Annotated in this window: 20 protein-coding genes and 2 tRNA genes; 12 read left to right on the forward strand and 10 right to left on the reverse strand. The window is 60.0% G+C overall.

Annotated features, from left to right (window positions below):
• Window positions 1-22: 22 nt before the first annotated feature.
• The 8 genes from grdB (at window position 23) to QZ377_RS00875 (ending at window position 10,203) form a co-directional block, all read left to right on the forward strand.
• Entirely contained in the window at window positions 23-1,327 is a 1,305-nt protein-coding gene (gene grdB / locus QZ377_RS00840) for a glycine reductase complex component B subunit gamma (RefSeq protein WP_291438661.1), read from the forward strand.
• 242 nt (window positions 1,328-1,569) lie between these two features.
• The gene (trxB, locus tag QZ377_RS00845) at window positions 1,570-2,484 is read left to right on the forward strand and encodes a thioredoxin-disulfide reductase (RefSeq protein ID WP_291438663.1); all 915 of its coding nucleotides are present in this window, start codon (window positions 1,570-1,572) and stop codon (window positions 2,482-2,484) included.
• A 136-nt stretch (window positions 2,485-2,620) separates the two neighbouring features.
• Entirely contained in the window at window positions 2,621-4,156 is a 1,536-nt protein-coding gene (gene grdC, locus QZ377_RS00850; RefSeq protein ID WP_291438664.1) for a glycine/sarcosine/betaine reductase complex component C subunit beta, read from the forward strand.
• A gap of 10 nt (window positions 4,157-4,166) precedes the next feature.
• Window positions 4,167-5,333: a glycine/sarcosine/betaine reductase complex component C subunit alpha gene (gene grdD, locus QZ377_RS00855; protein ID WP_291438665.1), complete on the forward strand. Its 1,167-nt coding sequence runs from the start codon at window positions 4,167-4,169 to the stop codon at window positions 5,331-5,333.
• A gap of 101 nt (window positions 5,334-5,434) precedes the next feature.
• A complete protein-coding gene (locus tag QZ377_RS00860) occupies window positions 5,435-5,755 on the forward strand; it encodes a thioredoxin domain-containing protein (RefSeq protein ID WP_291438666.1) in 321 nt (106 codons plus the stop codon).
• Window positions 5,756-5,866: 111 nt separating this feature from the next.
• Window positions 5,867-6,343: a glycine/sarcosine/betaine reductase complex selenoprotein A gene (gene grdA / locus QZ377_RS00865; RefSeq protein WP_291438668.1), complete on the forward strand. Its 477-nt coding sequence runs from the start codon at window positions 5,867-5,869 to the stop codon at window positions 6,341-6,343.
• A gap of 444 nt (window positions 6,344-6,787) precedes the next feature.
• Entirely contained in the window at window positions 6,788-8,545 is a 1,758-nt protein-coding gene (locus tag QZ377_RS00870) for a methyl-accepting chemotaxis protein (protein ID WP_291438670.1), read from the forward strand.
• 314 nt (window positions 8,546-8,859) lie between these two features.
• Window positions 8,860-10,203: a deoxyguanosinetriphosphate triphosphohydrolase gene (locus tag QZ377_RS00875; RefSeq protein ID WP_291438672.1), complete on the forward strand. Its 1,344-nt coding sequence runs from the start codon at window positions 8,860-8,862 to the stop codon at window positions 10,201-10,203.
• A 298-nt stretch (window positions 10,204-10,501) separates the two neighbouring features.
• Here QZ377_RS00875 and QZ377_RS00880 read toward each other — a convergent pair whose 3' ends face one another.
• The 3 genes from QZ377_RS00880 to QZ377_RS00890 form a co-directional block, all read right to left on the reverse strand.
• A complete protein-coding gene (locus QZ377_RS00880) occupies window positions 10,502-11,101 on the reverse strand; it encodes an adenylyl-sulfate kinase (RefSeq protein WP_291438674.1) in 600 nt (199 codons plus the stop codon).
• A 238-nt stretch (window positions 11,102-11,339) separates the two neighbouring features.
• Window positions 11,340-11,416, reverse strand: a tRNA-Asp gene (locus QZ377_RS00885).
• 7 nt (window positions 11,417-11,423) lie between these two features.
• Window positions 11,424-11,499, reverse strand: a tRNA-Val gene (locus QZ377_RS00890).
• Window positions 11,500-11,775: 276 nt separating this feature from the next.
• On the opposite strand from QZ377_RS00890, the gene QZ377_RS00895 reads away from it, so the two are divergent.
• Window positions 11,776-12,840 carry a polysaccharide deacetylase family protein gene (locus QZ377_RS00895; RefSeq protein WP_291438675.1) on the forward strand — a complete coding sequence of 355 codons (1,065 nt, stop codon included), beginning with the start codon at window positions 11,776-11,778 and terminating at the stop codon, window positions 12,838-12,840.
• A gap of 362 nt (window positions 12,841-13,202) precedes the next feature.
• On the opposite strand, the gene nspC is transcribed toward QZ377_RS00895, so the two are convergent.
• The 6 genes from nspC to QZ377_RS00925 all read right to left on the reverse strand — a co-directional run bounded on the left by nspC (window position 13,203) and on the right by QZ377_RS00925 (window position 19,796).
• Window positions 13,203-14,423 carry a carboxynorspermidine decarboxylase gene (nspC, locus tag QZ377_RS00900; protein ID WP_291438677.1) on the reverse strand — a complete coding sequence of 407 codons (1,221 nt, stop codon included), beginning with the start codon at window positions 14,421-14,423 and terminating at the stop codon, window positions 13,203-13,205.
• A 326-nt stretch (window positions 14,424-14,749) separates the two neighbouring features.
• Complete coding sequence (locus QZ377_RS00905; protein ID WP_291438679.1) at window positions 14,750-15,961, reverse strand: saccharopine dehydrogenase family protein; 1,212 nt, start codon at window positions 15,959-15,961, stop codon at window positions 14,750-14,752.
• Window positions 15,962-16,144: 183 nt separating this feature from the next.
• On the reverse strand, window positions 16,145-17,566 hold the full coding sequence (locus QZ377_RS00910; RefSeq protein WP_291438681.1) for a histone deacetylase: 1,422 nt from the start codon (window positions 17,564-17,566) through the stop codon (window positions 16,145-16,147).
• Window positions 17,559-17,900: a hypothetical protein gene (locus tag QZ377_RS00915; protein ID WP_012623779.1), complete on the reverse strand. Its 342-nt coding sequence runs from the start codon at window positions 17,898-17,900 to the stop codon at window positions 17,559-17,561. Before QZ377_RS00915 ends, QZ377_RS00910 begins: the two co-directional genes overlap by 8 nt.
• A 235-nt stretch (window positions 17,901-18,135) precedes the next feature.
• The gene (gene tmk / locus QZ377_RS00920; RefSeq protein ID WP_291438685.1) at window positions 18,136-18,789 is read right to left on the reverse strand and encodes a dTMP kinase; all 654 of its coding nucleotides are present in this window, start codon (window positions 18,787-18,789) and stop codon (window positions 18,136-18,138) included.
• Window positions 18,765-19,796: an HD domain-containing protein gene (locus tag QZ377_RS00925; RefSeq protein WP_291438687.1), complete on the reverse strand. Its 1,032-nt coding sequence runs from the start codon at window positions 19,794-19,796 to the stop codon at window positions 18,765-18,767. The genes tmk and QZ377_RS00925 overlap by 25 nt, the downstream gene beginning before the upstream one ends.
• A 119-nt stretch (window positions 19,797-19,915) precedes the next feature.
• On the opposite strand from QZ377_RS00925, the gene surE reads away from it, so the two are divergent.
• The 3 genes from surE (at window position 19,916) to gap (ending at window position 23,091) form a co-directional block, all read left to right on the forward strand.
• Window positions 19,916-20,689, forward strand: a complete 774-nt coding sequence (gene surE / locus QZ377_RS00930) for a 5'/3'-nucleotidase SurE (RefSeq protein ID WP_291438689.1) — start codon at window positions 19,916-19,918, stop codon at window positions 20,687-20,689.
• Window positions 20,690-21,129: 440 nt separating this feature from the next.
• Window positions 21,130-22,056 (forward strand): class II fructose-1,6-bisphosphate aldolase, encoded by a 927-nt coding sequence (gene fba, locus QZ377_RS00935; protein ID WP_291438691.1) that lies wholly within the window; start codon window positions 21,130-21,132, stop codon window positions 22,054-22,056.
• A 30-nt stretch (window positions 22,057-22,086) separates the two neighbouring features.
• The gene (gene gap, locus QZ377_RS00940) at window positions 22,087-23,091 is read left to right on the forward strand and encodes a type I glyceraldehyde-3-phosphate dehydrogenase (RefSeq protein ID WP_291438693.1); all 1,005 of its coding nucleotides are present in this window, start codon (window positions 22,087-22,089) and stop codon (window positions 23,089-23,091) included.
• A gap of 259 nt (window positions 23,092-23,350) precedes the next feature.
• On the opposite strand, the gene QZ377_RS00945 is transcribed toward gap, so the two are convergent.
• Entirely contained in the window at window positions 23,351-24,301 is a 951-nt protein-coding gene (locus QZ377_RS00945) for a TIGR01777 family oxidoreductase (RefSeq protein ID WP_291438695.1), read from the reverse strand.
• Between the last annotated feature and the right edge of the window lie 4 nt (window positions 24,302-24,305).

Genomic DNA, 24,305 nt, shown 5'->3' on the forward strand with positions numbered 1-24,305 from the left:
GCTCAAGGAGCAGGAGACTATCATGGCATATAAGCTTGTGCATTATATAAATCAGTTTTTTGCCGGTATCGGCGGTGAAGACAAGGCCGACGTCAGCCCCGAAGTGCGCGAAGGCATCGTGGGGCCCGGCATGGCCTTCAAGGCCGCCCTGGGCGATCAGGCCGAAATCGTGGCCACCTTTATCTGCGGCGATAACTATTGCGCCAACAACCTCGACGCCGTGGCCGCCAAGATGGTGGAAACCGTAAAGAGCTTTGGGGCTGACGGCCTCATTGCCGGGCCTGCCTTTAACGCGGGCCGTTACGGTACTGCCTGCGGCGCGGTGTGCGCCGCGGTCAACAAGCAGCTTGGCCTGCCCGTGGTGAGCGGCATGTACCGCGAAAGCCCCGGCGTGGACCTGTACCGCAAGGAAGTAACCATTGTGGAAACGGCCGACAGCGCCCGAGGCATGGGCAAGGCCGTGCCGGCCATGGCCGCTGTGATGCTCAAGCTGCTGCGCGGCGAAGAAATCGCCGACCCGGCGGCCGAAGGCATTTTTCCCAAGGGCATCCGCAAGAACATGTTTTATGACGAGCCCGGAGCCGAGCGTGCTGTGCGCATGCTCATCCAGAAGGTCAAGGGCGAAGAATTCAAGACCGAATACGCCATGCCCATATTCGACCGCGTGGACCCGCGTCCGGCGATTGCCGATATGAGCAAGGCCACCATTGCCGTGGTTACCTCGGGCGGCATCGTGCCTGAAGGCAACCCCGACCACATCGCCGCTTCGTCGGCCCAGAACTTCGGCGCATACAGCATCGAAGGCGTTACCGACCTTGAAAAGGGCAAGTACCTCACTGCTCACGGCGGCTATGACCAGACCTACGCCAACCAGGATCCTGACCGCGTGCTGCCTATAGACGTGCTGCGCGACATGGAAAAGGAAGGCAAGATCGGCAAGCTCTACAACGTGTTCTATACCACCGTGGGTAACGGCACATCTGTCGCCAACTCGCGCAAGTTCGGAACAGAAATCGGTTCGCAGCTCAAGGCCGCACATGTGGATGGGGTCATACTTACATCCACTTGAGGCACGTGCACGCGTTGCGGTGCAACGCTCGCAAAGGCCATTGAAGAAGCTGCCGATGTGCCCGTGGTCCACATGTGCACCATCGTACCCATTTCCCTGAGTATCGGGGCCAACCGTATTGTGCCTACTGTGTCCATTCCTCACCCCCTGGGCAATCCCGAGCTTTCTGCCGCTGAAGAAAAGCACCTGCGGCGCGAGCTGGTGCTCAAGGCCCTTCAGGCCCTTTCCACCGGGGTAGACGGGCAGACGGTGTTCTAGCCCGCACGGGTTTTCGTTCTCCGGCTTCCGGCAGCGCGGCAAAAGCGTCCGGAAGCCGGGGGCAGACCGGCGGCCAAACGGCGGGCAGGCGGCATCCACGGTTGCGTGACATGCCGCCCGGCCCAGAAAGGCCTTCGCCCGCAGACCGGGCCTTGCCGGAGCCGGAAACCAAAGGAACACACAGCAGACTTCGCGGCCGGATAACGCCACGGCGTATGCATACGGCCCTTCAAGGAGTTTTTATGGAAAAGCGTGAACTGGTCATCATCGGCGCAGGTCCGGCGGGCCTTTCTGCCGCCATTTACGGCAAGCGCGCCGGTCTTGATACACTTGTTCTGGAAAAGGGCCGTCCCGGCGGCCAGATACTGACCACCAGCAGGGTGGAAAACTATCCCGGCATCATTGACGGCACGGGTACAGGGCTGGCCGATGCGTTTCGTGCGCATGCGGAATTTTTCAAGGCGGAGTTTCGCTCGGTTTCGGTGCAAAAGCTCGAAGTGCGCGGCAACGAAAAAATCATCACCCTCAAGGATGGCACTGAAATAGCCGCCGGGGCCGTGATCGTTGCCAGCGGAGCCTATTTTCGCAAACAGGGCTGCCCCGGCGAAAAGAAATACACGGGCATGGGCGTTTCCTATTGCGCCGTGTGCGACGCAGCCTTTTTTGAAGACCTTGAAGTGGCTGTTATCGGCGGCGGCAATACCGCTGTGGAAGAAGCCTGCTACCTCACGGGCTTTGCCTCCAAGGTGTATCTCATCCATCGCCGCGACGAATTCCGTGCAGACAAGCTTGTGGTGGAGCACGCCCTGGCAAATCCCAAGATTGTGCCTGTGCTGGACAGCGTGCTTGAATCCATTGAAGGCAGCGACATGGTTGAAAAAATCATGGTGCGCAACGTGAAAACCAATGAAATGCGCCAGATCGACCTGAGCGGCGTGTTCATCTTCATAGGCACATTGCCCAATGCGGAGTTTCTGCATGATCTGCTGCAGACGGATGCGGGCGGCTGGATAGTCACCGACGACAAGCTGCAAACCTCTGTTCCGGGCATTTTTGCAGCAGGCGACGTACGCAACACCTCGTTGCGGCAGGTTGTCACAGCGGCCGGCGACGGCGCACGGGCTGCCATGGCAGCCTATGCCTACCTTCAACACTAGAGCGTCACACAACGGAACGAGTGCATGAACCGCAAGGCCTGTGCCTTGCCGTGGAACAGGTACTGGCAGGCCCGCCCTGTCGTTACGCAACTCTTTCAAGTGACAGCGCTCTGCAACGAGGCTGGAGGATAGCAGCATGAAAACTGTTGGCATCAAGGCCGCGGCGTACTGCCTCAACTTTGCGCCGGAACTGGCCCTGCATCATGGCGGCACGCCGGCGCAGGAGCGCCGCGCCAAGCCCGACTCCGAATTCCTGCGCGAACTGCCCAAGCACGCGCAAACCTTTGAGCAGGCGGCATCTTACGCGCCCAACAAAACCTATGTGGGCGCCATGAGCGTGGACGAGCTGGCCGCAGCCCCCGCACCCTGGATAGATAATCTCGGCGAGCCGCAGCGCTTCGGCAAGTTTGGCGAAATCATGCCCGAGGATGAATTTATCGGGCTTATGGATATCTGCGACGTTTTTGACCTTATCTGGCTTGAAGAAGGTTTTGCCACGGCCGTGGCCGCCAAGCTGGCCCAGAATCCGGTCATGGGCGAAAAGCAGATGGCCCGTCTTGAAAAGGGCAGGCCCGAAGCCGAACTTCTTGAGGCCATTGAAAAGCACCACGCCTTGCCCCTGTATTTTGAAGGCAAGGTGGTGGGCTGCTGCCGTCGCGCCCACGACACCGATGAAAACCTCGAAGCCGGGATCATGCTGGAAAACCTCGCCAGCAAGGCCAGCGCCGTGCTTTGCCTGCTGCATCTGATCAAGAACGCGGGCATGGCTCCGGCGGATGTGGACTTTGTGGTGGAATGCTCGGAAGAAGCCGTGGGCGACGCCATGCAACGCGGTGGCGGCAATATGGCCAAGGCCATTGCCGAAATAGCCGAATGCGTCAATGCCAGCGGATTTGACGTGCGCGGCTTCTGCGCAGCGCCCGTGGCGGCCATGATCACGGCGGCGGGCATGGTTGCCAGCGGCGTGCGCCCCAATGTGGTGGTCATCAGCGGCGGCTCTGTACCCAAGCTGTATATGAACGCCCGCGACCATATCAAAAAGGGCGCTGTCCCGCTTGAAAACTGCGTGGGCAGCTTTGCCCTGCTGCTGGTTCCCGATGACGGGCAGACGCCTGTCATGCGGCTTGAAGGCATCGGCAAACATACGGTGGGGGCCGGGGCTTCGCCCCAGGCCATCACAACGGCCCTGACTTTTGACCCGCTGTCCCGCGTTGGCCTCAAGCTGACGGATGTGGACAAGTACGCCCCGGAACTGCACAACGCAGAAATCACCCTGCCTGCGGGCGCAGGCAACGTGCCTGAAGCCAACTATAAGATGATCGCGGCCCTGGCTGTCATGAAAGGGCAGATCGAGCGTGGCGACATCCAGAAGTTTGTGGACGAGCGCGGCATGCCGGGCTTTGCACAGACCCAGGGGCACATTCCTTCGGGCGTTCCCTATGTGGGGCATGCCCTTGAAGCCCTGAAAGAGGGGCGCATCAAGCGGGCCATGATCATCGGCAAGGGCAGCCTTTTCCTGGGCCGCCTGACAAATCTGGCTGACGGAGTTTCCTTTATCATGGAAGCGCCGGGAAGCGCCCCTGCGGCGCAGGACGTCAGCCAGGCGGATGTGACGGAAATGCTGCTCGACACTTTGGGCGATCTGGCGGCCAATCTGCAAAAGGGCCGGTAGAGGAGGGGCTATGGCTAGTCAAAACGACAAGCGCGCCATCCTCGGCAAGGCTCTTGAGGACCTGGTGACGCGGGCGCGCAGCGGGCGCGAGCCGTGCCGCATAGGGCTCATGGCTGCCGGAGGCGAGCATTCGGATATGGAGTTCATCACGGCTGCGGCTGCCGCCATGAAGGAAGACGCAGCCCTGACCGTGGTGGGGGTCGGCCCGCGCCCTGCCGGGCTGCTGCCCGCGGGTATGGACTGGATCGAAACCGGCTGCGAGGGCGGCGAACTGGCCGCAGGCATGGAAAAGGCCCTGGACAGCGGCCATATCCAGGGGGCTGTGGCCCTGCACTATCCCTTCCCGCTGGGCGTGAGCACCGTAGGCCGTATACTTACGCCTGCTCTGGGCAAGGCCATGTTCGTGGCCTGCACCACAGGTATGAGCGCCGCAAAAAGGCCGCAGGCCCTGCTGCGCAATGCGGTGCTGGGCATCGCCGTGGCAAAAGCTTCGGGGCTGGCCGCGCCCACCGTGGGCGTGCTCAATGTGGATGCGGCCCCCCAGGTCTTGCGCGCCCTGAACCGCATGGCCGAAAAGGGCTATGCCCTGAACCTCGGGCAGAGCGTCAGGGGCGACGGCGGCTCACTGCTGCGTGGCAACGACCTTTTGCGCGGTGCTGTTGACGTGTGCGTCACGGATACGCTGACGGGCAATGTGCTCATGAAGCTCTTTGGCGCATTCACTTCGGGCGGCGCATACGAAACCACCGGCTGGGGCTACGGGCCTTCCGTCGGCGAAGGCTGGAACAAGGTTGTAAGCATCATCTCCCGTGCATCGGGATCTCCGGTTATTGCCAACGCCCTTGCCTATACGGCGGCGGCCGTGCGCGGCAGACTGCCTGCCCTGGTAGCTGAAGAATTGCGTATGGCGCGTGCTGCCGGGCTGGATGATGAGCTGGCCGCCTTTGAAAAGAGCGATGCCGCCCCGGCCGTTCAGGTGTCGCCGCCCCCGGTTGAACCCACTGATGAAGAAATACACGGCATTGACGTGCTGGATCTGGAGCAGGCCGTGCGCTGCCTGTGGAAGGAAAAAATATATGCCGAGGCCGCCATGGGCTGCACCGGCCCTGTGGTGAAGCTGGCTTCGGCCCGGCTTGAGGCTGCGCGTAAGATATTGGCGGATGCCGGTTACATTTGATCCTCCGGCAGGCGGGCCGCCCTGGGTCGGAGCCGTCCGGCACAGGCCCCGGCCCGCCTTTACCCATAAAGTTTCAACCATCCGCAAGCAAAGCGAGGTGCATGATGATTATTGTCGATAAGGAAAACTTTGAAGCCGAAGTGCAGCAGAGCGCCATGCCCTGCGTGGTGGACCTGTGGGGTCCGCAGTGCGGTCCCTGCCTGGCCCTTATGCCCGCAGTGGAAGAACTGGCCGCCGCCTATGAAGGCAAGGTCAAGTTCTGCAAGCTCAATGTGGCGGAAAACCGCCGTCTGGTCATCAGCCTGCGCGTCATGGCCGTGCCGACCATCCTGTTTTACAAGGGTGGCGAGTGCGTGGCCCGTCTGACCGGTGATGCCGTGTCCATCGAGTCCATCAAGGCTGAAACGGACAAGCTGCTGTAACAGTTTCGCGTCGGGGCAGGCCGGTACGGCCTGCCCGGCGCCTGGATGAGGATGACGGGCCGCCGCATAGGCCCGTATTGGCAGAACGCCCATAATCTCAAGGAGTATGCAATGGGTAAGCTTACAGGCAAGAAGCTTCTGCTGCTTGGCGAAAGGGACGGCGTACCCGGCCCGGCCATGGCGGATGTCTTCGCAAATTCGGGCGCGGAAATATTGTTTTCCGCTACCGAATGCTTTGTCTGAACGGCCGCAGGGGCCATGGATCTGGAAAATCAGCAGCGCGTCAAGGACGCGGCTGAGAAGTTTGGTGGCGAGAACGTTGTGGTGATTCTCGGCTCTTCCGACCCTGAAGGGGCGGAAATTTATGCCGAAACCGTCACCATGGGCGACCCCACCTTCGCCGGACCCTTGGCAGGAGTCCCGTTGGGACTCTGCGTATATCACATTCTTGAACCCGAAATCAAAGCAGAAGCCGATCCCGCCAAGTGGGAAGAGCAGATCAGCATGATGGAAATGGTCCTTAACGTGGACGCGCTCGTGGAATCTGTAAGAAAGATGCGCGAAGCCAACAGCAAGTTCAGCCTTTAGGAACATTGCCCGCCTGAACTGTACGCAAGGTTTTGAGGGTACATCCTTTCAGGCCTTGCTCCGGCGGCTGCCGCCGGATACAGGGACGGGTTCGGAATAAAAACGCATAAAAACAGAACTCCGCCTGTCGGGAAACCGCAGGCGGAGTTCTTCGCTTGTGCTATAATCAGCCAGAAAAAATGGAAATTACAGGTATAACGGCGCTACGTTCAGGAGTGTTTCTCAAGTAATATTTATAACAATTATGGTAAATTATCTTATTAACTGTGCCCTATAGCTTGCATAAATTTTGCCGATATGTTTCGGTAGGGGATCAGATAATTCGCGAAGATTCATGGGCGATGCATGTCGCCATATGGCATTCTTTGACCACTGCAGTAATGCAGAGAATATATATTTGTATACAGGAAAGAACTGTTCAACTCTCAGCCAAGCAGTGTTACTATGAATTCATTTTCTTTGCGCGGAAAGTTCATTTTGACGATAACCATAGGTGCTGTGGCTCTTGCTGCCATGTTCGCCTTTTCTCTTGACGCTGTTTCTACGCTTGACCGCTCGTTCTTGCAGATGCGGAATGTGGATGTGGTGGGCAAGATAACCAGCCTTGAAATAGGCAAGGACATCAACTATGTGAGCCGCCTCACCCGTGATGCCATGCTGGGCGGCAACATTGAAAAGGATATCAAGCAGCAGAGCGACATCGCCAAGCGTAACGAAGAGCGCTTTCAGCAGCTTGCCGCCATGCCTTTCAGCGGTGAGGAAAAAAAGATTATTGACGAGGCCCGCACGGCCGCCATCAACTTTATCGCCAATGGTCGCGATGTTCTTTTGCCGCTTCAGTCCGTTCCTGCTGACGAACGGTACAAGGGCTATAAAGAATATGCCAAACTGGTCACCCCCTACGCCATGGCCTATCGTGATCAGGGCGGCCTGTTTGACAAGGCCATGAATGCCCGTTTTGATGCCGCCATGCAGCAGATGCAGGAACAGCTTGAGCACAGCCGCACGACCATGTGGATAATACTGGCTGTTTCCATGCTGGCTATTTACGGTGTGGGTTTTGCCTCTACCAGTCGCGATCTCAACGTCATGCGCGAGTGTATCGCCTTTGCCGGTGAACTGGGGTCTGACGACCTCACACGCAGGCTTGATACCAGTAAAAGGTCTTCCATCACGCCTCTGGCCAAAGCGCTGAACGCCACTGCGGATAACCTGGACAGCTTCAGGGCCGAAACACGCAAGGCCACAGCCGAAGCCCAGAAAGAGCGCGATGAGGCCCAGGGCTTCATGCATCAGGCACAGGCGGCCAAGGAAGAAGCCGAAAAGGCCAAGATTGAAGGCATGCTCTACGCCGCAAGCCAGCTTGAAGCAGTGGTGCAGACGCTTAACAACACCACTGATAATCTTTCCAGCCTTATCCACAGCGCCAATAACGGCACCACCCGCCAGGCTGACCGCATGCGCGAAACAGCCTCGGCCATGGAGCAGATGAACGCTTCCATGCTTGAGGTGGCCCAAAGCTCCTCCCACGCGGCAGGCACCGCTGACCAGACCAGAAGCAAGGCCCAGGACGGATCGACCTCGGTTACGGAACTGCTCGACAATATCCGCGAGGTGCAGCAGCAGGCCGGAGAAATGAAAGACGGCATGGCCGGGCTTGGTGTTCAGGCCGAGGCCATTGGCAAGGTGCTTAACGTCATTGCCGACATTGCCGACCAGACCAACCTGCTGGCCCTGAACGCCGCCATTGAAGCCGCGCGCGCAGGCGATGCCGGACGCGGCTTTGCCGTGGTGGCCGACGAGGTGCGCAAACTGGCCGAAAAAACCATGACAGCCACCAGAGAAGTGGGTGAAGCCATCGGCGGCATACAGTCAGGCACAACGCACACCATTGACGTGGTTACCCGCACAGTTTCCCGCATTCAGGGCGCCAGCGAACTGGCTGACCGTTCCGGCGCGGCTCTGGCGGAGATTGTGTCCATGGTCGACCTGACCACAGATCAGGTGCGCGCCATTGCCGCTGCTTCGGAAGAGCAGTCTGCCGCCAGTTCTGAAATCAACCGCAGCCTGGACGAAGTGGACAGAATCTCTGGCGAAAATGCTTCGTTCATGCATCAGTCCGCAGACTCCATCGTGGAGCTGTCGCGGCAGGCCAGCGTGCTTCAGGACCTTATCAGCCAGATGAAGCAGGGCGGCGCGTAACAGCATTTCGCCACCGCAGGTTCACTGACATCCCCCGTCTTTTTTACGGCAGCCGCACAGGCCGTCTGAAAAGACGGGGGATTGCCGTTGGCTGCTTCAGGGCTGGCCTGTGCCGGTTTGGGCAAGCCGGATTGGCCTGACCAGGCCTGTTTGCCCATATCTGCTTTATCCGTCCACATCTCTGTCCACATCCGCTTGCATTCGCGCACATTCGCCAGCGCCTGCCTACGGCTGTTCACGTATTGGCAGGCGGCGCGGGCGGCTCGCACTTGCGGCATGCGCGCAGTTATCATAAAGCCTTGGAAGGAGAGTTTATGAGCAAGCATACAGAACAGTGGGGCCGCTTGCTGGCTCCGTATCGCAGGACGCGGCAGGGCAAGGATCTGGCTGCTCTCGATCTGGTGCGCAATCCGTTTGTGCAGGATTATGACCGCATCATCTTTTCCAGCTCCTTCCGCAGGCTTGCCAAAAAAACGCAGGTGCACCCTCTGGTGCGCAATGACCATATCCACAACCGCCTTACCCATTCGCTCGAAGTAAGCTGCGTGGGCCGCTCTCTGGCGCTTCTGGCGGGGCAGGGGCTGGCCGAAAGGGGGCAACTGCCGCAAGGCTACAGCCCCGAGCATCTCGGCCAGATCATACAGGCGGCCTGCCTGGCTCACGATATCGGCAATCCGCCCTTCGGGCATGCCGGAGAAGAGGCCATACGCGACTGGTTCAAGGATACGGGGCATACCGAACACTACTTCAAGGAACTGCGGCCCGCCGAGCGGGCGGACTTTGAAGCCTTTGACGGCAACGCCCAGGGGTTTCGCGTGGTCAATACGCTTGAAAACAACAAGGATTCCGGTGGTTTCCGTTTAACATTCCCTGTGCTGGCAAGTCTTGTCAAATACCCCTGCTCCGCGCACGAGGCGTTGGGCCGGTCCAGTGGCAAGTTCAATTACTATACGGCGGAGCAGGAGATATTTGCGGATATTTTCAGCACGCTGGGCCTGATGCATGACGGCCGCGCGCGCCGCCACCCCCTTTCCTACCTGCTGGAAGCGGCAGACGACATCTGCTACCGCATCATTGATATGGAAGACGCGCGTGAATTGCGCATCATCACCTATCAGGACATCAAGAATGTTATGGATCCCCTGTTGAGCGACAGCAATATGGACGGCGGGCGTCTGGCGGATATGGATTCGGACCGGCGGCGCTCGGGCATGCTGCGCACCAAGGCCATGGGTCGCATCATCCCCTCGGTGGTGCAGACATTTCTTGATAATTATGAAGACATCATGAATGGCACACTGCAAGGCGACCTGCTCAAGCATGCCCGGCAGGATGTGGCGGACTTTATGGCGGCGGCCAAGACGGTGTTTACCTGCAAGATCATGAACAATCCGCAAAAAACAGCTCTGGAAATAGGCACGTACACCCTGTACAAACGCTTGCTGGACGTGTTTATTCCCGCCTGTTTCAATTTCAGCAAAAAGAACGCCATGTCCTATCAGGAAACGCGCGCCCTGACCCTTATGGGGACCAATGCCCCCGCTGAGGGTGAGTGCCTGTATACGGCCTATCTGCGTGTGCTGGATTTCGTGTCCGGCATGACGGACGATTACGCCACGTTTATCTCGCAGCAGTTTTCAGGTACGGCAGCCAGCTAGAGGGGAGCCCCAGATGTGGCCAACGGCGGGCTGTGTGCGGCAAGGGTGGGCCGTGTGGGCCGTGTTGGCCGTGCGTAGGGATGGAAAGGGGCTTGTCCTTCAAAAGAGGAAGTATCGGCCCTGCGGGCGCGGGAGTTTTTCAGTTTCTATTGTTCTGCCGCCTGCGCGGCGGGCGGCCTAAATACCGAACAAAGAAAAATCCCTCGTGGCCCGCAGGGCCGCAAAAAACGTATCCTAAAGGGCAAACCCTTCCTCCTGGTCCCGCGGGCAGGCGTATTCCTGCCGCGCAGTAAGCCCCCTACAGGGCAATGCAACGTTCCCGGACGGGCATGGGCGCCAGCACTGTAGCGGGCAAGGCATGGGCCAGCCGGTTCCAGTGACGGGCTTTTGTCAGTGCGTCCAGGGCCAGATTGCGCAAGATCAGATAGCTTTCGGCCAGATCATGCCGGTCTGTGTCGATAATGTGATCCGCGTGAAGTGGTTCGTCAAACCTGTCGGTAAGGCCACTCAGGCCCGGCACATGGCCTTGCCCGGCCATGGCGTACAATCCTCTTGTGTCGCGGGTTACCAGTGTCTGCAAAGAACAGCGCACCCACACCTCATGGTACAGCGGCAGATTTTTGCGGTTTTTCTGACGCATGACGCTGTAAGGCGTTGTGGCCGCCACAATGCACACGCGCCCCTGGGCGTGGTGCTGCAATGCCTGATCGCGCAGGGCGTTCATGGCGGTGATACGCTCCTGGGGCGCGATGCCGTCAAGGCCCGTCTGGCGGCGAAAATGGTTTTCATCAACAAATGCTGTTTCCACGCCCTGTCCTTCAAGGAACAGGCGCACAAGAGAACCCAGGGTGGTTTTGCCGCTGCCGGAAAGGCCCAACAGCCAGATCACGGGCGTCATGCATACCTCGCTTGTTTGCGCATTGCATTGGCGCGGCCGGGCCGCGCAGGAACGCCCGGAAAATTGCAATAATCCGGCCATGTTGAATAAGTCTTTTTATTATAGCGAGATAGGCGTTAAGCGCGCGGGAGAGGCTGCTTTTTTGACGGTCAGGGGCGAGAAACAGCGGGGGAAGCGGCAAAAATATCCTGTAGCAACGAAAAAAGGGAGTCAGCATGCTGACTCCCTTTAAACATTCTGGCGGAGCGGAAGGGACTCGAACCCTCGGCCTCCGGCGTGACAGGCCGGCGTTATAACCGTCTTAACTACCGCTCCGGATTTATGGTGGGCAGTACAGGACTTGAACCTGTGACCCCCGCCGTGTGAAGGCGGTGCTCTACCAGCTGAGCTAACTGCCCTCCCGGAGACACGTTTCTATGCAAAACCCACCGAAGAGTCAAGCGAAAAATATGAAGTAAAAATTTTTTTACAGGGGTAAAAAGATAACACACTGTTTTATTTGCATAAGTTTTATTTTCTATAAAACCGGCACATTGATTGTCTTGCGCCGTACCGGGTGGAGTGCTAGACCCTCCTGTAGCACCTCTGTACGGCGTCAGCCGTAGCTGCGGCTGCCGTAATGGCTGTTTTGCGGGTCTGAAAGGGGGTGACAGCAGTTTTTTAGAGGCAATGTAATGAAACCCTTATGGATACGCCTTTGGGCGATATTTTTTTTCGGGCTGGCCGTATGTGCTGCTCCGGGTGTTCAGGCCCGGGTGGTAGACGGCGGCAGTATTATGGATCAGCACATGCGCGAAAATCTATGCGCGCTGACGTTTGACGACGGGCCTTCTGCCAATACGCCCCAGTTGCTGGACATGCTGAGTGAATACGGCATCCCGGCCACATTTTTTCTTTTGGGCAAGCAGGCCGAGCGGCATCCTGCCCTTGTGCGGCGCATCCTGGCCGAAGGGCATGAGGTGGGCAATCACTCGTATTCACATCCCAACCTGCGCATGCTTTCTCCTGAAAAAAAATTGCAGGAGATCGGGCAGACAGATGCCATCCTGCGCGCTCTCGGGGCCAGCCCTTCGTTTCTGCGCCCCCCTTACGGGGCCTATGATAACCATACGGTAAGCGTGGCCGAAAGTCTGGGCCTGGGCATCATGCTCTGGTCGCTGGACAGCCGCGACTGGAAAAGCCTGCCCGCCAACTACGCCACCCTGCGCAGTACCCGTGGCACGGTGTATGATACCGGTGCTCTGCGCGGCATTTTTTTGTTTCATGACACGCACAAACGCACAGTTGAAGACCTGCCCCGCATTATCCGCGACCTGCGCGCCGGGGGGTGTCAGCGTTTTGTGACGGTGAGTGATTACCTTGACGGCCTGCTTGATCCGGAGCCGGGCATACTTATGACCCGTCGTTTTACGGACAGCGCCCCGCCCGCCGTGGCAGAAAAAAAGCCCGGCCGCCTCAAGGAGCAGTTTCAGGAAATGCCGCCCGAAAGTTACCCCGCAGGCACTGCGGCCTTGCCTCTGGCCCGCACAAGCCGCCCCTGGCGGTCTGGAAATGGCGCGGCCGAGGCGGACAGGCAACCGGCCGCAGAAGCTGACAGGCAGGCCGCCGGCGAAAACAGCGGCCTGGGGCACGACAGCGGCGCGCAGCCTGCAACGGTCGGGCCTGGGGCCGGTGCGGGTATGCCTTTGGGCAGCTCTGTTTTCACGCCCGGCACAGTCGCCGGTTCTGCGGACGCTTAGAACAATCAGGTCTTGAAACCGTCCTGGCGTATGCCCGATGCGGTTACAGCACAGTGGACTACCGTTTTTTTGCTGACTATTATCCTGATTCACGGGCAATGCCGTTGATGGTGCTGCGAGCAGGGAAAACCGGTGCGAGGCGGGGAAGCTCACGCGGCACACCCTGCGCAGGCGACTCCAGCGAAGACAATGAAAATCTCTCAAATGTTCACTGCCTAGAATATTTTTTATCTTTGGCATACCGGAAAAGCGCCCCGCAAGGGGCGCTTTTTTTCATAGTCATGCCGTATTTGCCGCCAACATCTTAAAATGTCGGCAGGAGCTGGCAACAGCCGGCAGGCCTGTGTGCCTTTGCCTGCTGCTCAGGAGAGGCGGTTTTTAAAGTCCGCGTAGCCGAACTCCCGCACCATGCGAAAATCCATATCTCCCGCAGCGTCCGGCCCGCAGATGCCGATGGAAGGCAGGCGCAGGCCGTTGAACGTGGTGGTCTTGACCATGCTGTAAATGGCCATGTCTTCAAAAACAAGGCGCTGGCCGGGCTTGAGGGGAGCGTCAAAGGAATATTCTCCGGCCACGTCGCCCGCCAGGCAGGACTTGCCCGCCAGGCGGCATGTCCAGGCCTTTTGCCCGGTTTCTCCGGCAAGCACGGCGGCCCCGTCGTGTTCGTAGCGTACACGCGGCCGGTAAGGCATTTCGATAACGTCGGGCATATGGCAGGGAATGCCGATATCCAGAATGGCTATGGGCATATCGGCTTCGATGACGTCCAGCACGGTGGCCACAAGCCAGCCCGCGTCCAGAGCCACGGCTTCGCCCGGCTCAAGATATACCTGGGCCTGATAGCGGTCGCGCCATTGCGTCAGCAGGCGGCAGAGCAGGTCAAGGTCGTAGCCCGGCTTGGTGATATGATGCCCGCCGCCCATGTTGATCCAGCGGCATTGGGGCAGCCACTGGCCGAAATGCTTTTCCACGGCGGCCAGGGTGCGCTCAAGAGCGTCGGCCCCCTGCTCGCACAGGGTGTGGAAATGCAGACCGGATATGCCCGTCATGACTGTGGGGTCAAAATGTTTGCGGCGTATGCCCAGGCGCGATCCGGGGGCGCAGGGATTGTAAATTTCCACAGCGCCTTCGGAGTGCTCGGGGTTGATGCGCAGGCCGCACTGTATCTGTCTGTCAGGGCAACGGTCCCTGTTCCACATTTCAATGGCAGGGGCGAACTCGCGCCACTGGGCTGTGGAGTTGAACACAATGTGGTCCGTCAGGGTGAGCAGCTCCGCCATTTCGCGCCTGTTCCAGCCCGCGGCGAATGCGTGAACCTCGCCGCCGAATTCTTCACGGGCCAGCCGGGCCTCATCAACGGAGCTGGCGCAGGCCCCCCACAGCGGGCCGTGCCCCTTGAAGCGGGAAAGCAGCGGAAACGTTCCCCAGGCGGCGTAGCCCTTGAGGGCCAGAAGAATTTTTGCCCCGGTGCGCTCCTGTACACTGTTAAGTACGGCTGCATTGGCGCTGAGCTGATTTTCATCCAACACAAAGCAGGGTGAGGGGATGCGGGCGGGATCAAAAAGAAGGTGCTGGCAGTGCATGGGGATTCCTTTGGGCCGCCTGTGCGGCGGGCGGCAAGGGTGGAGCGTTACTGCTTGAAATGTCCCAATCGCCCTTGTTCGGGTGTCTGTACGGTAGCGGCATTGCGCAATGCGCTGGGATGGGGCTTGTTTTTTGAGAAGAATCTTTGCAGCCCTGCGAGCGCGGGATTTTTCCCTTGCTCTTTATCTGGCCGCCTGCGCGGCGGGCGGCAGATGAGGGCCTGTCAGGATCTGCGCCCCTCCGAGGCCCCCATCTGCACTCCCGCAGTTTTTTCCGAAGGACAAGCCTTTTCCTTTTCTTACTGCCCGCCCGCTCCGGCGTTTCTTTATATTTTCCCGGTTACATCCACGGACTGCCAGGGCAGGCCGTATGTACCCAGATCCTTCAGGAAGGGGTCGGGATCAAACTGTTCCATATTCCACACGCCGGGCTTGCGCCACACGCCTTCGGCCACCATTTTGGAGCCGATCATGGCAGGCACGCCGGTGGTGTAGGAAATGGCCTGCGAGCCGACTTCGGCGTAGCATTCTTCATGGTCGCAGATATTGTAGATGTAAACGGTTTTTTCCTTGCCGTCCTTGACGCCGCGCATGAGGTCGCCAATGCAGGTCTTGCCCTTGGTCAGGGGGCCGAGGGAGGCCGGGTCGGGCAAAAGCTTGGACAGGAACTGGATGGGTACGATGTCCTGCCCCTGAAAGTTCACGGGATCAATGCGGGTCATGCCCACATTGCCGAGCACCTTCAGGTGGTTGAGATAGTTATCGGAAAACGTCATCCAGAAGCGGGCGCGGCGCAGGCCCTTGAGGTTTTTGACCAGCGATTCCAGCTCCTCATGATACATGAGAAAGCACTTTTTGCCGCCGATGCCGCTGGGGAAGTCAAAATTCATTGACCAGGACAGGGGATCGGTTTCCACCCATTCGCCCCGTTCCCAGTAGCGGCCGCGCGCGGTAACTTCGCGGATATTGATCTCGGGGTTGAAGTTGGTGGCAAAGGGCTGGCCGTGGTCACCGGCGTTGCAGTCGATAATGTCCAGCACATGCACTTCGTCCAGTTCGTGCTTCATGACCCAGGCAGCAAAGACGTTGGTCACGCCGGGGTCAAAGCCCGAACCGAGCAGGGCGGTAAGCCCGGCCTCACGAAAGCGGTCGGCATAGGCCCACTGCCATTTGTATTCAAACTTGGCGGTGTCCAGCGGCTCATAGTTGGCCGTGTCCACATAGTGGACGCCGCACTCAAGGCAGGCATCCATAATGTGCAGATCCTGATAGGGCAGGGCCACGTTGCACACAAGGTCGGGCTTGACGCTGCGGATAAGCTGGCAAAGCTCCGGCACATTGTCCGCGTCCACCCTGGCGGTAGCCACGTCAACGCCGTAGCGGGCCTTTACGTTTTGCGCAATGGCGTCGCAGCGGGAAACCGTGCGGCTGGCAAGGGTTATTTTGTTAAAAATGCCGCCGTTTGCGGCAACCTGGGCGCATTTGTGGACAACCACGCTCCCGACGCCACCCGCGCCGATGATAAGGATATTCGCCATAGCTCTTCCCTCTCCAGCAAGATAGGGGGTCAAAAGAAAATCCGTGCGGCTGCGCCGCCCGGTCACGTCCCATCACACAAAAAGCGCCTCGGCGCGGTCTGCCGCTTGCGGGCGCAAAGTCCGGCTATATGCCTGTAAAGGCCCAATCCGTCAACCGCATTGTTTGCCCTGCCTTTTTCCGGGTTACAACGGGTCTTCCCGGCTGGAATCGGGCGCGGCCTGGTCACCGTCCAGCAGCAGCACGTGGGCATGGCGGCCCGCCCTGCGGGCCTGGCTTGCAAGGGCGTGGCCCCGCTCTCGGCAGGCCGGGCAGGCGTGGCGCGGAACAAGCAGGCACAGAGAGCGCGCCACGCGTTCCGAAGCCGTTTCGATACGACCCAGGCCGGAGCAGTCCGGGCAGAGCCGCCAGGCTTCGTTCTGCCCTTCGCTGAGCATATCGGTATCATAAAAAATATGTTTTTGCCGCACCCACCAGCGGTCCTGACCCTGGCCTTCCACCTGCCCTTCTGACGGCGTGGCAGGAGGGTTGAAGTAACAGTCGCGCACTTCTTCGCACAGGCGGGCGATGTACTGCCCGACCTTGGCGCTCTGCCGTGTGGATTCTGGCGACCAGCCCGGCTCACGGATGTCGCCCGCGTCAATGCCTGCCAGCGCAAGGCAGATGCCCAGATTCACGTAAGGCAGGGCGCCGCGTATGGCGTAGCCGCCCTCAAGCACGGCCACATGCGGGTCAAGCAGGCGGGTCAGGGCCGCATAGCCCTGCGCCGAAAGCTTCATGTTGGCCAGCGGGTCAGTGAAATGATTGTCCTGCCCGGCGGAATTGATGATGAAATCCGGCTTGAAGTCTTCAAGAATGGGCAGTACGGCGTGTTCGACCGCGTACAGGTAGCCCTCGTCACATGTTTCGGGCGGCAGGGGAATATTTATGGTGCGGCCCAGAGCGCCGGGGCCGCCGCACTCATGCAGAAAGCCCGTGCCGGGGTACAGGGTGCGGCCGTCCTGATGCAGGGAGATGAAAAGGGTATGCGGGTCGTTCCAGAATACGTCCTGCGTGCCGTCGCCGTGGTGCACGTCTGTATCCACAATGGCGATGCGCAGGGGGCGACCGTCCGGGTGCGGATAGTGGTCGCGGATGTATTCGGTCATGACGGCTTCGTTGTTGATATTGCAGAAGCCGCGGTTGCCGTGCACCACGCGCATGGCATGATGCCCCGGCGGGCGTACCAGGGCAAAGGCGCGGTCTTCATGCCCGTCAAGCACAAGGCGAGCGGCGCGTATGGCCCCGCCAGCCGCCGCCAGGTGCGAATCCGTGCTCACGGCGCGGGCTGTGGGCAGGCAGAAGTGCGCGCGTTCAAGCTGCGCATGGCTTGCGAACGCGGGCCGGTATTCCGTAATGCCGGGAATATCAAAAAGCCCTTCTTCCACAAGCTGGTCGCGCGTATAGAGCAGGCGCTCCTCGCGTTCCGGATGCGTGGCGGAAATCGCCCAGTCAAAAGCCGGAAAAAAGACGACTCCCAGCCGCCTGGCGGCGCGAAGGGCCGCCTTCGCGTCCGCCTGGCAAAAAGAGTGTGCCGCCGGGCGCTGCCCGGTCCGTTGCTCAGTCATCGTTTTCGTCCAGAGCGTCGAAGATGTCCGCGCCGTAGCGGGCGTAGGTCACCATGCGGCCCATCTGCGAAAGGCCAAGGGAATACGCCAGATTGCTTTCCGCCACGGCCACAAACAGCAGGCTGTCTTCATCATACATGGCAAAAACGCCGCCGGGGCCGTCTTCCTTGCGAAAAGCCACGCAGTACATAAGCTCGGGGTCACCCAGAATGCCCGCCGCCACATGATTTGCGGGAGGCTCGGGCAAAGCGGATTCAAAACCCGCCGCTCCGTTCTTGCGGGGAACGAAATTCAGTTTTGTGCCTTCAACATACAGGTCGTAATATTCTTGCATGGTATTCTCCGGGGCGGTTTGCAGGCGGTTTATGTGTCAGGAATATGTATGACGCGGGAAAGCAGTGTGGGCCTGCATGCCCGGCCTTGTCAGAAGCGCCGCGCCATGTGTTTTTTCATCTGGCGCAAGGCGTCGTGGCGGATGTTGGCGGCGCACAGCGTGCATGGTCTGTAAAAACCGCGCATTGTGCGCCTGACGCAGGCAGAACTCAAAAGGCGCTTGCGGGGTGTCCTTTCTAGTCGAGGCCCCGTCCCCGCCTGCGCAAATAGGCCTCAATGGCCGATCGGCATTGCAGCACCACGTCTTCGGGGGGCTGCGCGGCATCAATAATGGCGAAGCGTTCCGGCTCCTCATCAGCCAGGGCGCGGTAACCCCGGCGCACACGCTCATGAAAGTCCAGGCTTTCACTGTCAAAACGCCCCTCGGCAATGACCATTCCGGCGGAGCGGTTGCGCTCACCGGCGCGTTCCAGTCCGCAGCGCACGGGCAGGTCCAGCAGCAGGGTGAGGTCAGGCTCAAGCCCGCCGGTGGCCGCTGTATTGAGGCTGCGCAGGTATTCCGTGTCCAGCCCGCGCCCGTAGCCCTGATAGGCCAGGGTAGAGTCTGTGAAGCGGTCGCAAAGCACCACCTGCCCGGCCTCAAGGGCGGGGCGGATGACCTCTGTCACATGCTGGGCGCGGTCGGCCAGAAACAGGAACAGTTCGGCCCGGCTGGCCAGCCCGCCGGTGCGCACATCCAGCAGCAGGGCGCGCAGGCGACGCCCAAGGACACTGCCGCCAGGCTCTCTGGTCAGTACGGGGTCATGTCCGCGCGCTTGCAGGTAGTCTGACAGATAGTCAATGGCCGTGGATTTTCCCGCGCCTTCTATACCTTCAAAAGTGACAAACATTCTTCCTTGACCGCCTTTTTACGGGTTGCGGGGGCGGCTTTTTCCGGGGTGCGCGCGGCCCGGTGTACGGGGCGGCCCAGCGTGGCCTGCCAGGGGGTCCAGTCCTGTCCGTCTTCTTCCATTTGTGCGAAAAGGCTCCGGCACTGGGCCATTTTGGCATCCAGGTTGTCGGCGTAGTGCAGGGCCATGGCTTCAGGAGTGTGGGGCGGGCGTACCGCGCCAAACTGAAGTTCGCCGTGATGGCTCAGGATAAGGTGTTTGAGATGCCTTTGCAGAGGCTCTTCAAGGCCTGATCTGGCCATGAAGGGGGCGAGCATTTCGATGCCCAGCATGAGGTGGCCGAGCAGGCGGCCTTCATCGGTATAATCGTTGGCAAGGCCGCCGGAAAATTCCCGCAGCTTGCCGATATCGTGAAAGATCGCTCCCGCCAGCAGGGTTTGCCGGTCCAGTTCCGGATACTGGTCGGCAATGCGGCGGCAGAGGCTGAAAACACTCAGGGTATGCTCAAGCAGGCCGCCCACGTAGGCGTGATGCACACCCTTGGCAGCCGGGCATACGCGAAAGGCAGCCCGCATTTCGGCATTGCTGAAAAAGCCCTGCACCAGCTTGCGCCAGGGGGCGTGTGTGAACTCTGCCTTGATGGCGCCGTCCAGTTCGTGGAGCATGTCGTCCAGCGGGTAGGGGCTGGCGGGCATAAGGGCGGTCTGGTCCACAGCGGCGCTTTCCGCCGCGTCCAGCAGGCGCATGTGCTCCACAGTAAGCTGCACCTGATCGCGGTACAGGCTCGCGCGACCTTCAACCCACACCAGCGCGCCGGCGGGAATTTCGCTGAAGTCAGCGCTGAGGGGATGCCATATCTTGGCTTCAAGACTGCCACTGGCGTCCACCAGGGTGAGCCGCCAGTAGGGGCCGTTGCGGGACTGGCCCTGCGCCGCCTGACTGACTGCAAACAGGCCCCGCGCTTCCGACGTGGGGCTAATGTCTTTGACGTAACAACCTTTTTCCATATATCTATCCAGGAGCGTCTGGCCAGGAGCGTCTGACGCCCCGTGCGTTTTGAGCGCCGCCGCAAGGGCGGATCATAGCGAAGCTTTTTCGAATTTCCCTTCTTTCCGAGGTATTGTCAATGAACGTTCTCCTGACCAATGACGACGGCATCCGGGCCAAGGGGCTGCGCGCCCTGTACGCGGCCCTGCACGAGGCCGGTCATACGGTATACGTGGTGGCCCCCATGAGCCAGCAGTCCGGCGTGGGGCATTCGCTCACGGTTTTCGAGCCTGTGCGGGCCACAGTGATTGAAGAGCCGGACTTTATTGGCACGGGTGTTTACGGAACCCCTACGGACTGCGTGAAGCTGGCCCTGGGGCGTCTGCTGCCCCACAAGCCCGACCTTGTCATGTCCGGCATTAATGCCGGGGCCAACGTGGGACCGGACATCCTGTATTCCGGCACAGTGGGCGCGGCCACCGAGGCCGCCCACGAAGACCTGCCAAGCATGGCCGTCTCGTTTGACAGTTTCAGCCACAACACCGCCCCGGACATGGACCTTATGCCCCAGGCGCGGCATGCCGTGAATCTGGCTGAGCGCATGAAATGGGCTGCCATGGGCCGCCGCCGGGTGATCAATATCAACTATCCTGCCTGCCCCCTGGACGAGGCCCAGGATCTGCGCGTCTGCCCCCAGACCAGCGCCGTGTGGAAAAACGTCTATATCGAGCGTGAAGACCCGCGCGGCGCGCCGTACTGGTGGCTTGAGGGCGAAATTCCCCCGGCAAGCATCGAGCCCGGGTCGGACAAGGACCTGCTCAACCGTGGGCATATCACCCTCACGCCCTTGTGCTTTGATTTTACCGACCATGAGGGACTGACCGCGCTCAAGTGCATGAAGCTTCAGGGCTGATGTGCCTGAAGCGGCGGTTGTCGCACATTTTGCCGAGGCTTGCGGCCCGCCGGGCATGATGCCGGGGCGCGGCGGCTGGCTGAAAATACCACTCCGTTCTGCCGGAGACGCCATATTCCCGCGCCGGGGCATTCCCCTTTGGCCGATTTTGATGTACGTTGCTCTTGCCTGCGGCGGGGGTTGGTGTTAGCCATGCTGCCGCAGCTTTCATACGGGCAGTAGCCATGTAAAGTTGAAGTATTTCAGCGGGCCATGCGACAAGGCACTTTTGGGGCAACCGCCTGTCGGGCAGCGTTTTTCCGTTGGCCACGCCGCCGGAAACGGCAGTATTGACGTAGCGCATGCGTGTCGGATTACGGTTTTTACCGGCGGCAGGGCATAGAAGTGTTTTTGAAGCGTGCTTGTTTACAACAGTCCCCAGAAAAAACAGGGAGGAAGTCATGCCTCTTATCAACCCCAAAGAAATGTTCGCCGCCGCCTATGCTGGCGGCTATGCCATTGGCGCTTTCAACGTCAACAATATGGAAATCATCCAGGGCATCATGGGCGCGGCTTCCGAGGAAAAATCGCCTGTCATCCTTCAGGTGTCGGCGGGCGCGCGCAAATATGCCGGGCAGCCCTACATCATGAAGCTGGTGGAAGCCGCCCTGGCCGTTGACGCCGGTGTGCCTGTGGCGGTGCACCTTGACCACGGCCCCAGCTTTGAAATGTGCCGTGAATGCATCGACGGCGGCTTTACGTCCGTCATGATCGACGGCTCGCATCTGCCGTATGAAGAAAATATCGCCCTGACCAGGCAGGTGGTAGACTATGCCCGCCCCCGCGGCGTGTGGGTCGAAGCCGAACTGGGCAAGCTGGCGGGCATTGAAGAGCATGTGCAGTCGGACGAGCACGTCTATACTGACCCGGACGAGGCTGTGGACTTTGTGGAGCGCACCGGCTGCGACTCGCTCGCCATAGCCATCGGCACAAGCCACGGCGCGTACAAGTTCAAGGGCGAGCCCAAGCTGGACTTTGAACGCCTTGAGGCCATCTGCAGAAAACTGCCGGACTACCCGCTGGTGCTGCACGGCGCTTCCAGCGTGCCGCAGGAATTTGTGGACCTGTGCAACCAGTACGGTGGCAATGTGGGCGGCGCCAGAGGCGTACCCGAAGACATGCTGCGCAGGGCCGCTGGTATGGGCGTGTGCAAGATCAACGTTGATACGGATATCCGCCTGGCGGTTACGGCCTGCATCCGTCAGTATCTTGCTGAACATCCTGAAGAATTTGACCCCAGGTCCTATCTCAAGCCGGCCCGGGAAGCTGTAAGACAAATGGTGGCGCACAAGATCCGTACGGTTATGGGATCTTCGGGCAAAGCCTAAACAACATACGTTTTCGTCAAGGAGCGCAACATGCCCGTCAAACTGGGATTGAACGGCTTTGGCCGTATCGGCCGCTACCTGCTGCGGCTGCTGGCCGATGACCAGGATCTGCAAATCGTCGCCATCAACGCGCGCGCCGATAATGCCGCCCTGGCCTATCTTTTCAAGTACGATTCCACGTACGGCAACTTTGCGGGCACGGTGGACCATGATGAAAACGGCATTATCGTCAATGGCCGTCACATCGCCGTTACCCGCTGCAAGCCCGGCGAATGGGAATGGAAACGCCTTGGCGTGACCATCGCCGTGGAAACCACGGGAACCATCAAGGACGGCGCTGGGTTGGCCATGCACCTGGCCTGTGGCGCGGAAAAGGTCGTTATTTCGGCTCCGGCCAAGGACGTGGACGCCATGATCGTTATGGGCGTCAATGATCACGTCTATGACTGCACCAGGCACAAGGTCATTTCCGCCGCTTCCTGCACCACCAACTGCCTGGCCCCCGTGGCCAAGGTGCTGCACGAAAAGTTCGGCATCCGTCATGGCCTCATGACCACCATTCACAGCTACACCATGAGCCAGCGTATTCTGGACGGCTCGCACAAGGACTGGCGGCGGGGCCGCGCGGCCGCCGTGTCAATGGTTCCTTCCAGCACGGGTGCGGCCAAGGCCGTGGGCGTGGTGATGCCCGAGCTTGAAGGCAAGCTCAACGGCATGTCCGTGCGCGTGCCTACCTTTGCCTGCTCTCTGGTGGATCTGACCTGCGAGGTGGAGCGTTCCTGTGACGCCGCTGCCGTCAACGCGGCGCTCAAGGCTGCCAGCGAAGACGTCATGGGGCCGAATATGGGCTTTTCTGAAGAACCGCTGGTCTCCATCGACTACAGGGGCAGCACCCACGGCGGCGTGGTGGACGGGCTCTCCACCCAGGTGCTGGATGGCAGCATGGTCAAGGTGCTGATCTGGTACGATAACGAAGCGGGCTTTACCAACCAGCTTCTGCGTCTGTTGCGCATGGTGGGCAGCCGCTGCCGCTAGACCGGTATAAAAAGCGTCTTCGAGGCGGTGCGGGCATACAAGTCCGCGCCGCCTTTTTTGTGACCTGGCTGTTGTGTTCCGACAGGTTGTTCACCTTCCCCAGACCGGTAAAGCTGGAGTGACCAGACAACAGCAGACCGGGCGAGGGAAGGGTGAATAGCACAAGAATGCCAAACGGTTCGTAGTCGAGAAGAAATGGTGCGGCGGGGTTTCGGATCTGCCGGAAAGGCTGAAAACGCTTCCACCGGGCGGTGCGGGGTCAGGCCAGTGTATCGGCCAGGGCCTGCTCAAGGCTGCCGTAGCGAAAGGCATAACCCGCGTCGACCAGACGGGACGGAAAGGGGTTTTGCCCGCAAAGTATCAGCTCTTCGGCCATTTCACCCAGGGCAAGGCGCACAAGCGGCGCGGGAACAGGCAGCCAGACGGGCCGCGCGCAGACGCTGCCCAGGGTATGGGCGAAACGGCGCATACTCACTGTTTCAGGGGCGCTGGCATTGAAAATGCCGCGCAGCGTGTTCTGTTCAAGTAAAAACAGGACAATGCCCGTCACGTCTTCCATATGGACCCAGCTTACGGGTTGACGCCCCGACCCCACAGGGCCGCCCATAAAATATCTGAACGGCGGCAGCATCCGCTCCAGAAAGCCCCCGGCCGCCCCGGAAGATTTTTTGCCCAGCACGGGCGAAAAACGGAGAATACAGCGGCGGACTCCCAGGTGCTCCACCAGCGCGGTGCTTTCTTCCCACTGCACACAGGTTTGAGCCAGAAAACCCTGGCCGGCGGGGCTGCTTTCAGTGCATGGCGGGGCCGTGACCGCATCGGGCCACAAACCGTAGTAGCCACAGGCCGAGGCTTGTAAAAGGCATTGCGGCAGCCGCCGGCTTTTGTGCCGCAATTCATTCAGGGCAGTGACAAGCGCATGCCCGGCATCCAGCCTGCTCTGGACGATGGCCTGCTTGCGGGCATGAGTCCAGCGGGCCGCACCGATATTTTCACCCTGAAGGTTGATGACCGCATCCGCATGCTCCAGCAGCGGCCGCAGCCCGTCGGGATTTTTGCCGTCCCACGGCGCATATGCAAGCCCATCGGCGGCGGGTCTTCCGCTTCCGCCTCTTCTGGCTGCGGCGCAGACGGTATGCCCGGCAGCCAGAAGACTGGCCGTGATATGCGACCCTATAAAGCCTGTAGCGCCAAGAACAAGAACATGCATGGCT

The sequence above is a fragment of the Desulfovibrio sp. genome (genome assembly GCF_019424165.1).
In the GTDB taxonomy this organism is placed as follows: domain Bacteria; phylum Desulfobacterota; class Desulfovibrionia; order Desulfovibrionales; family Desulfovibrionaceae; genus Desulfovibrio.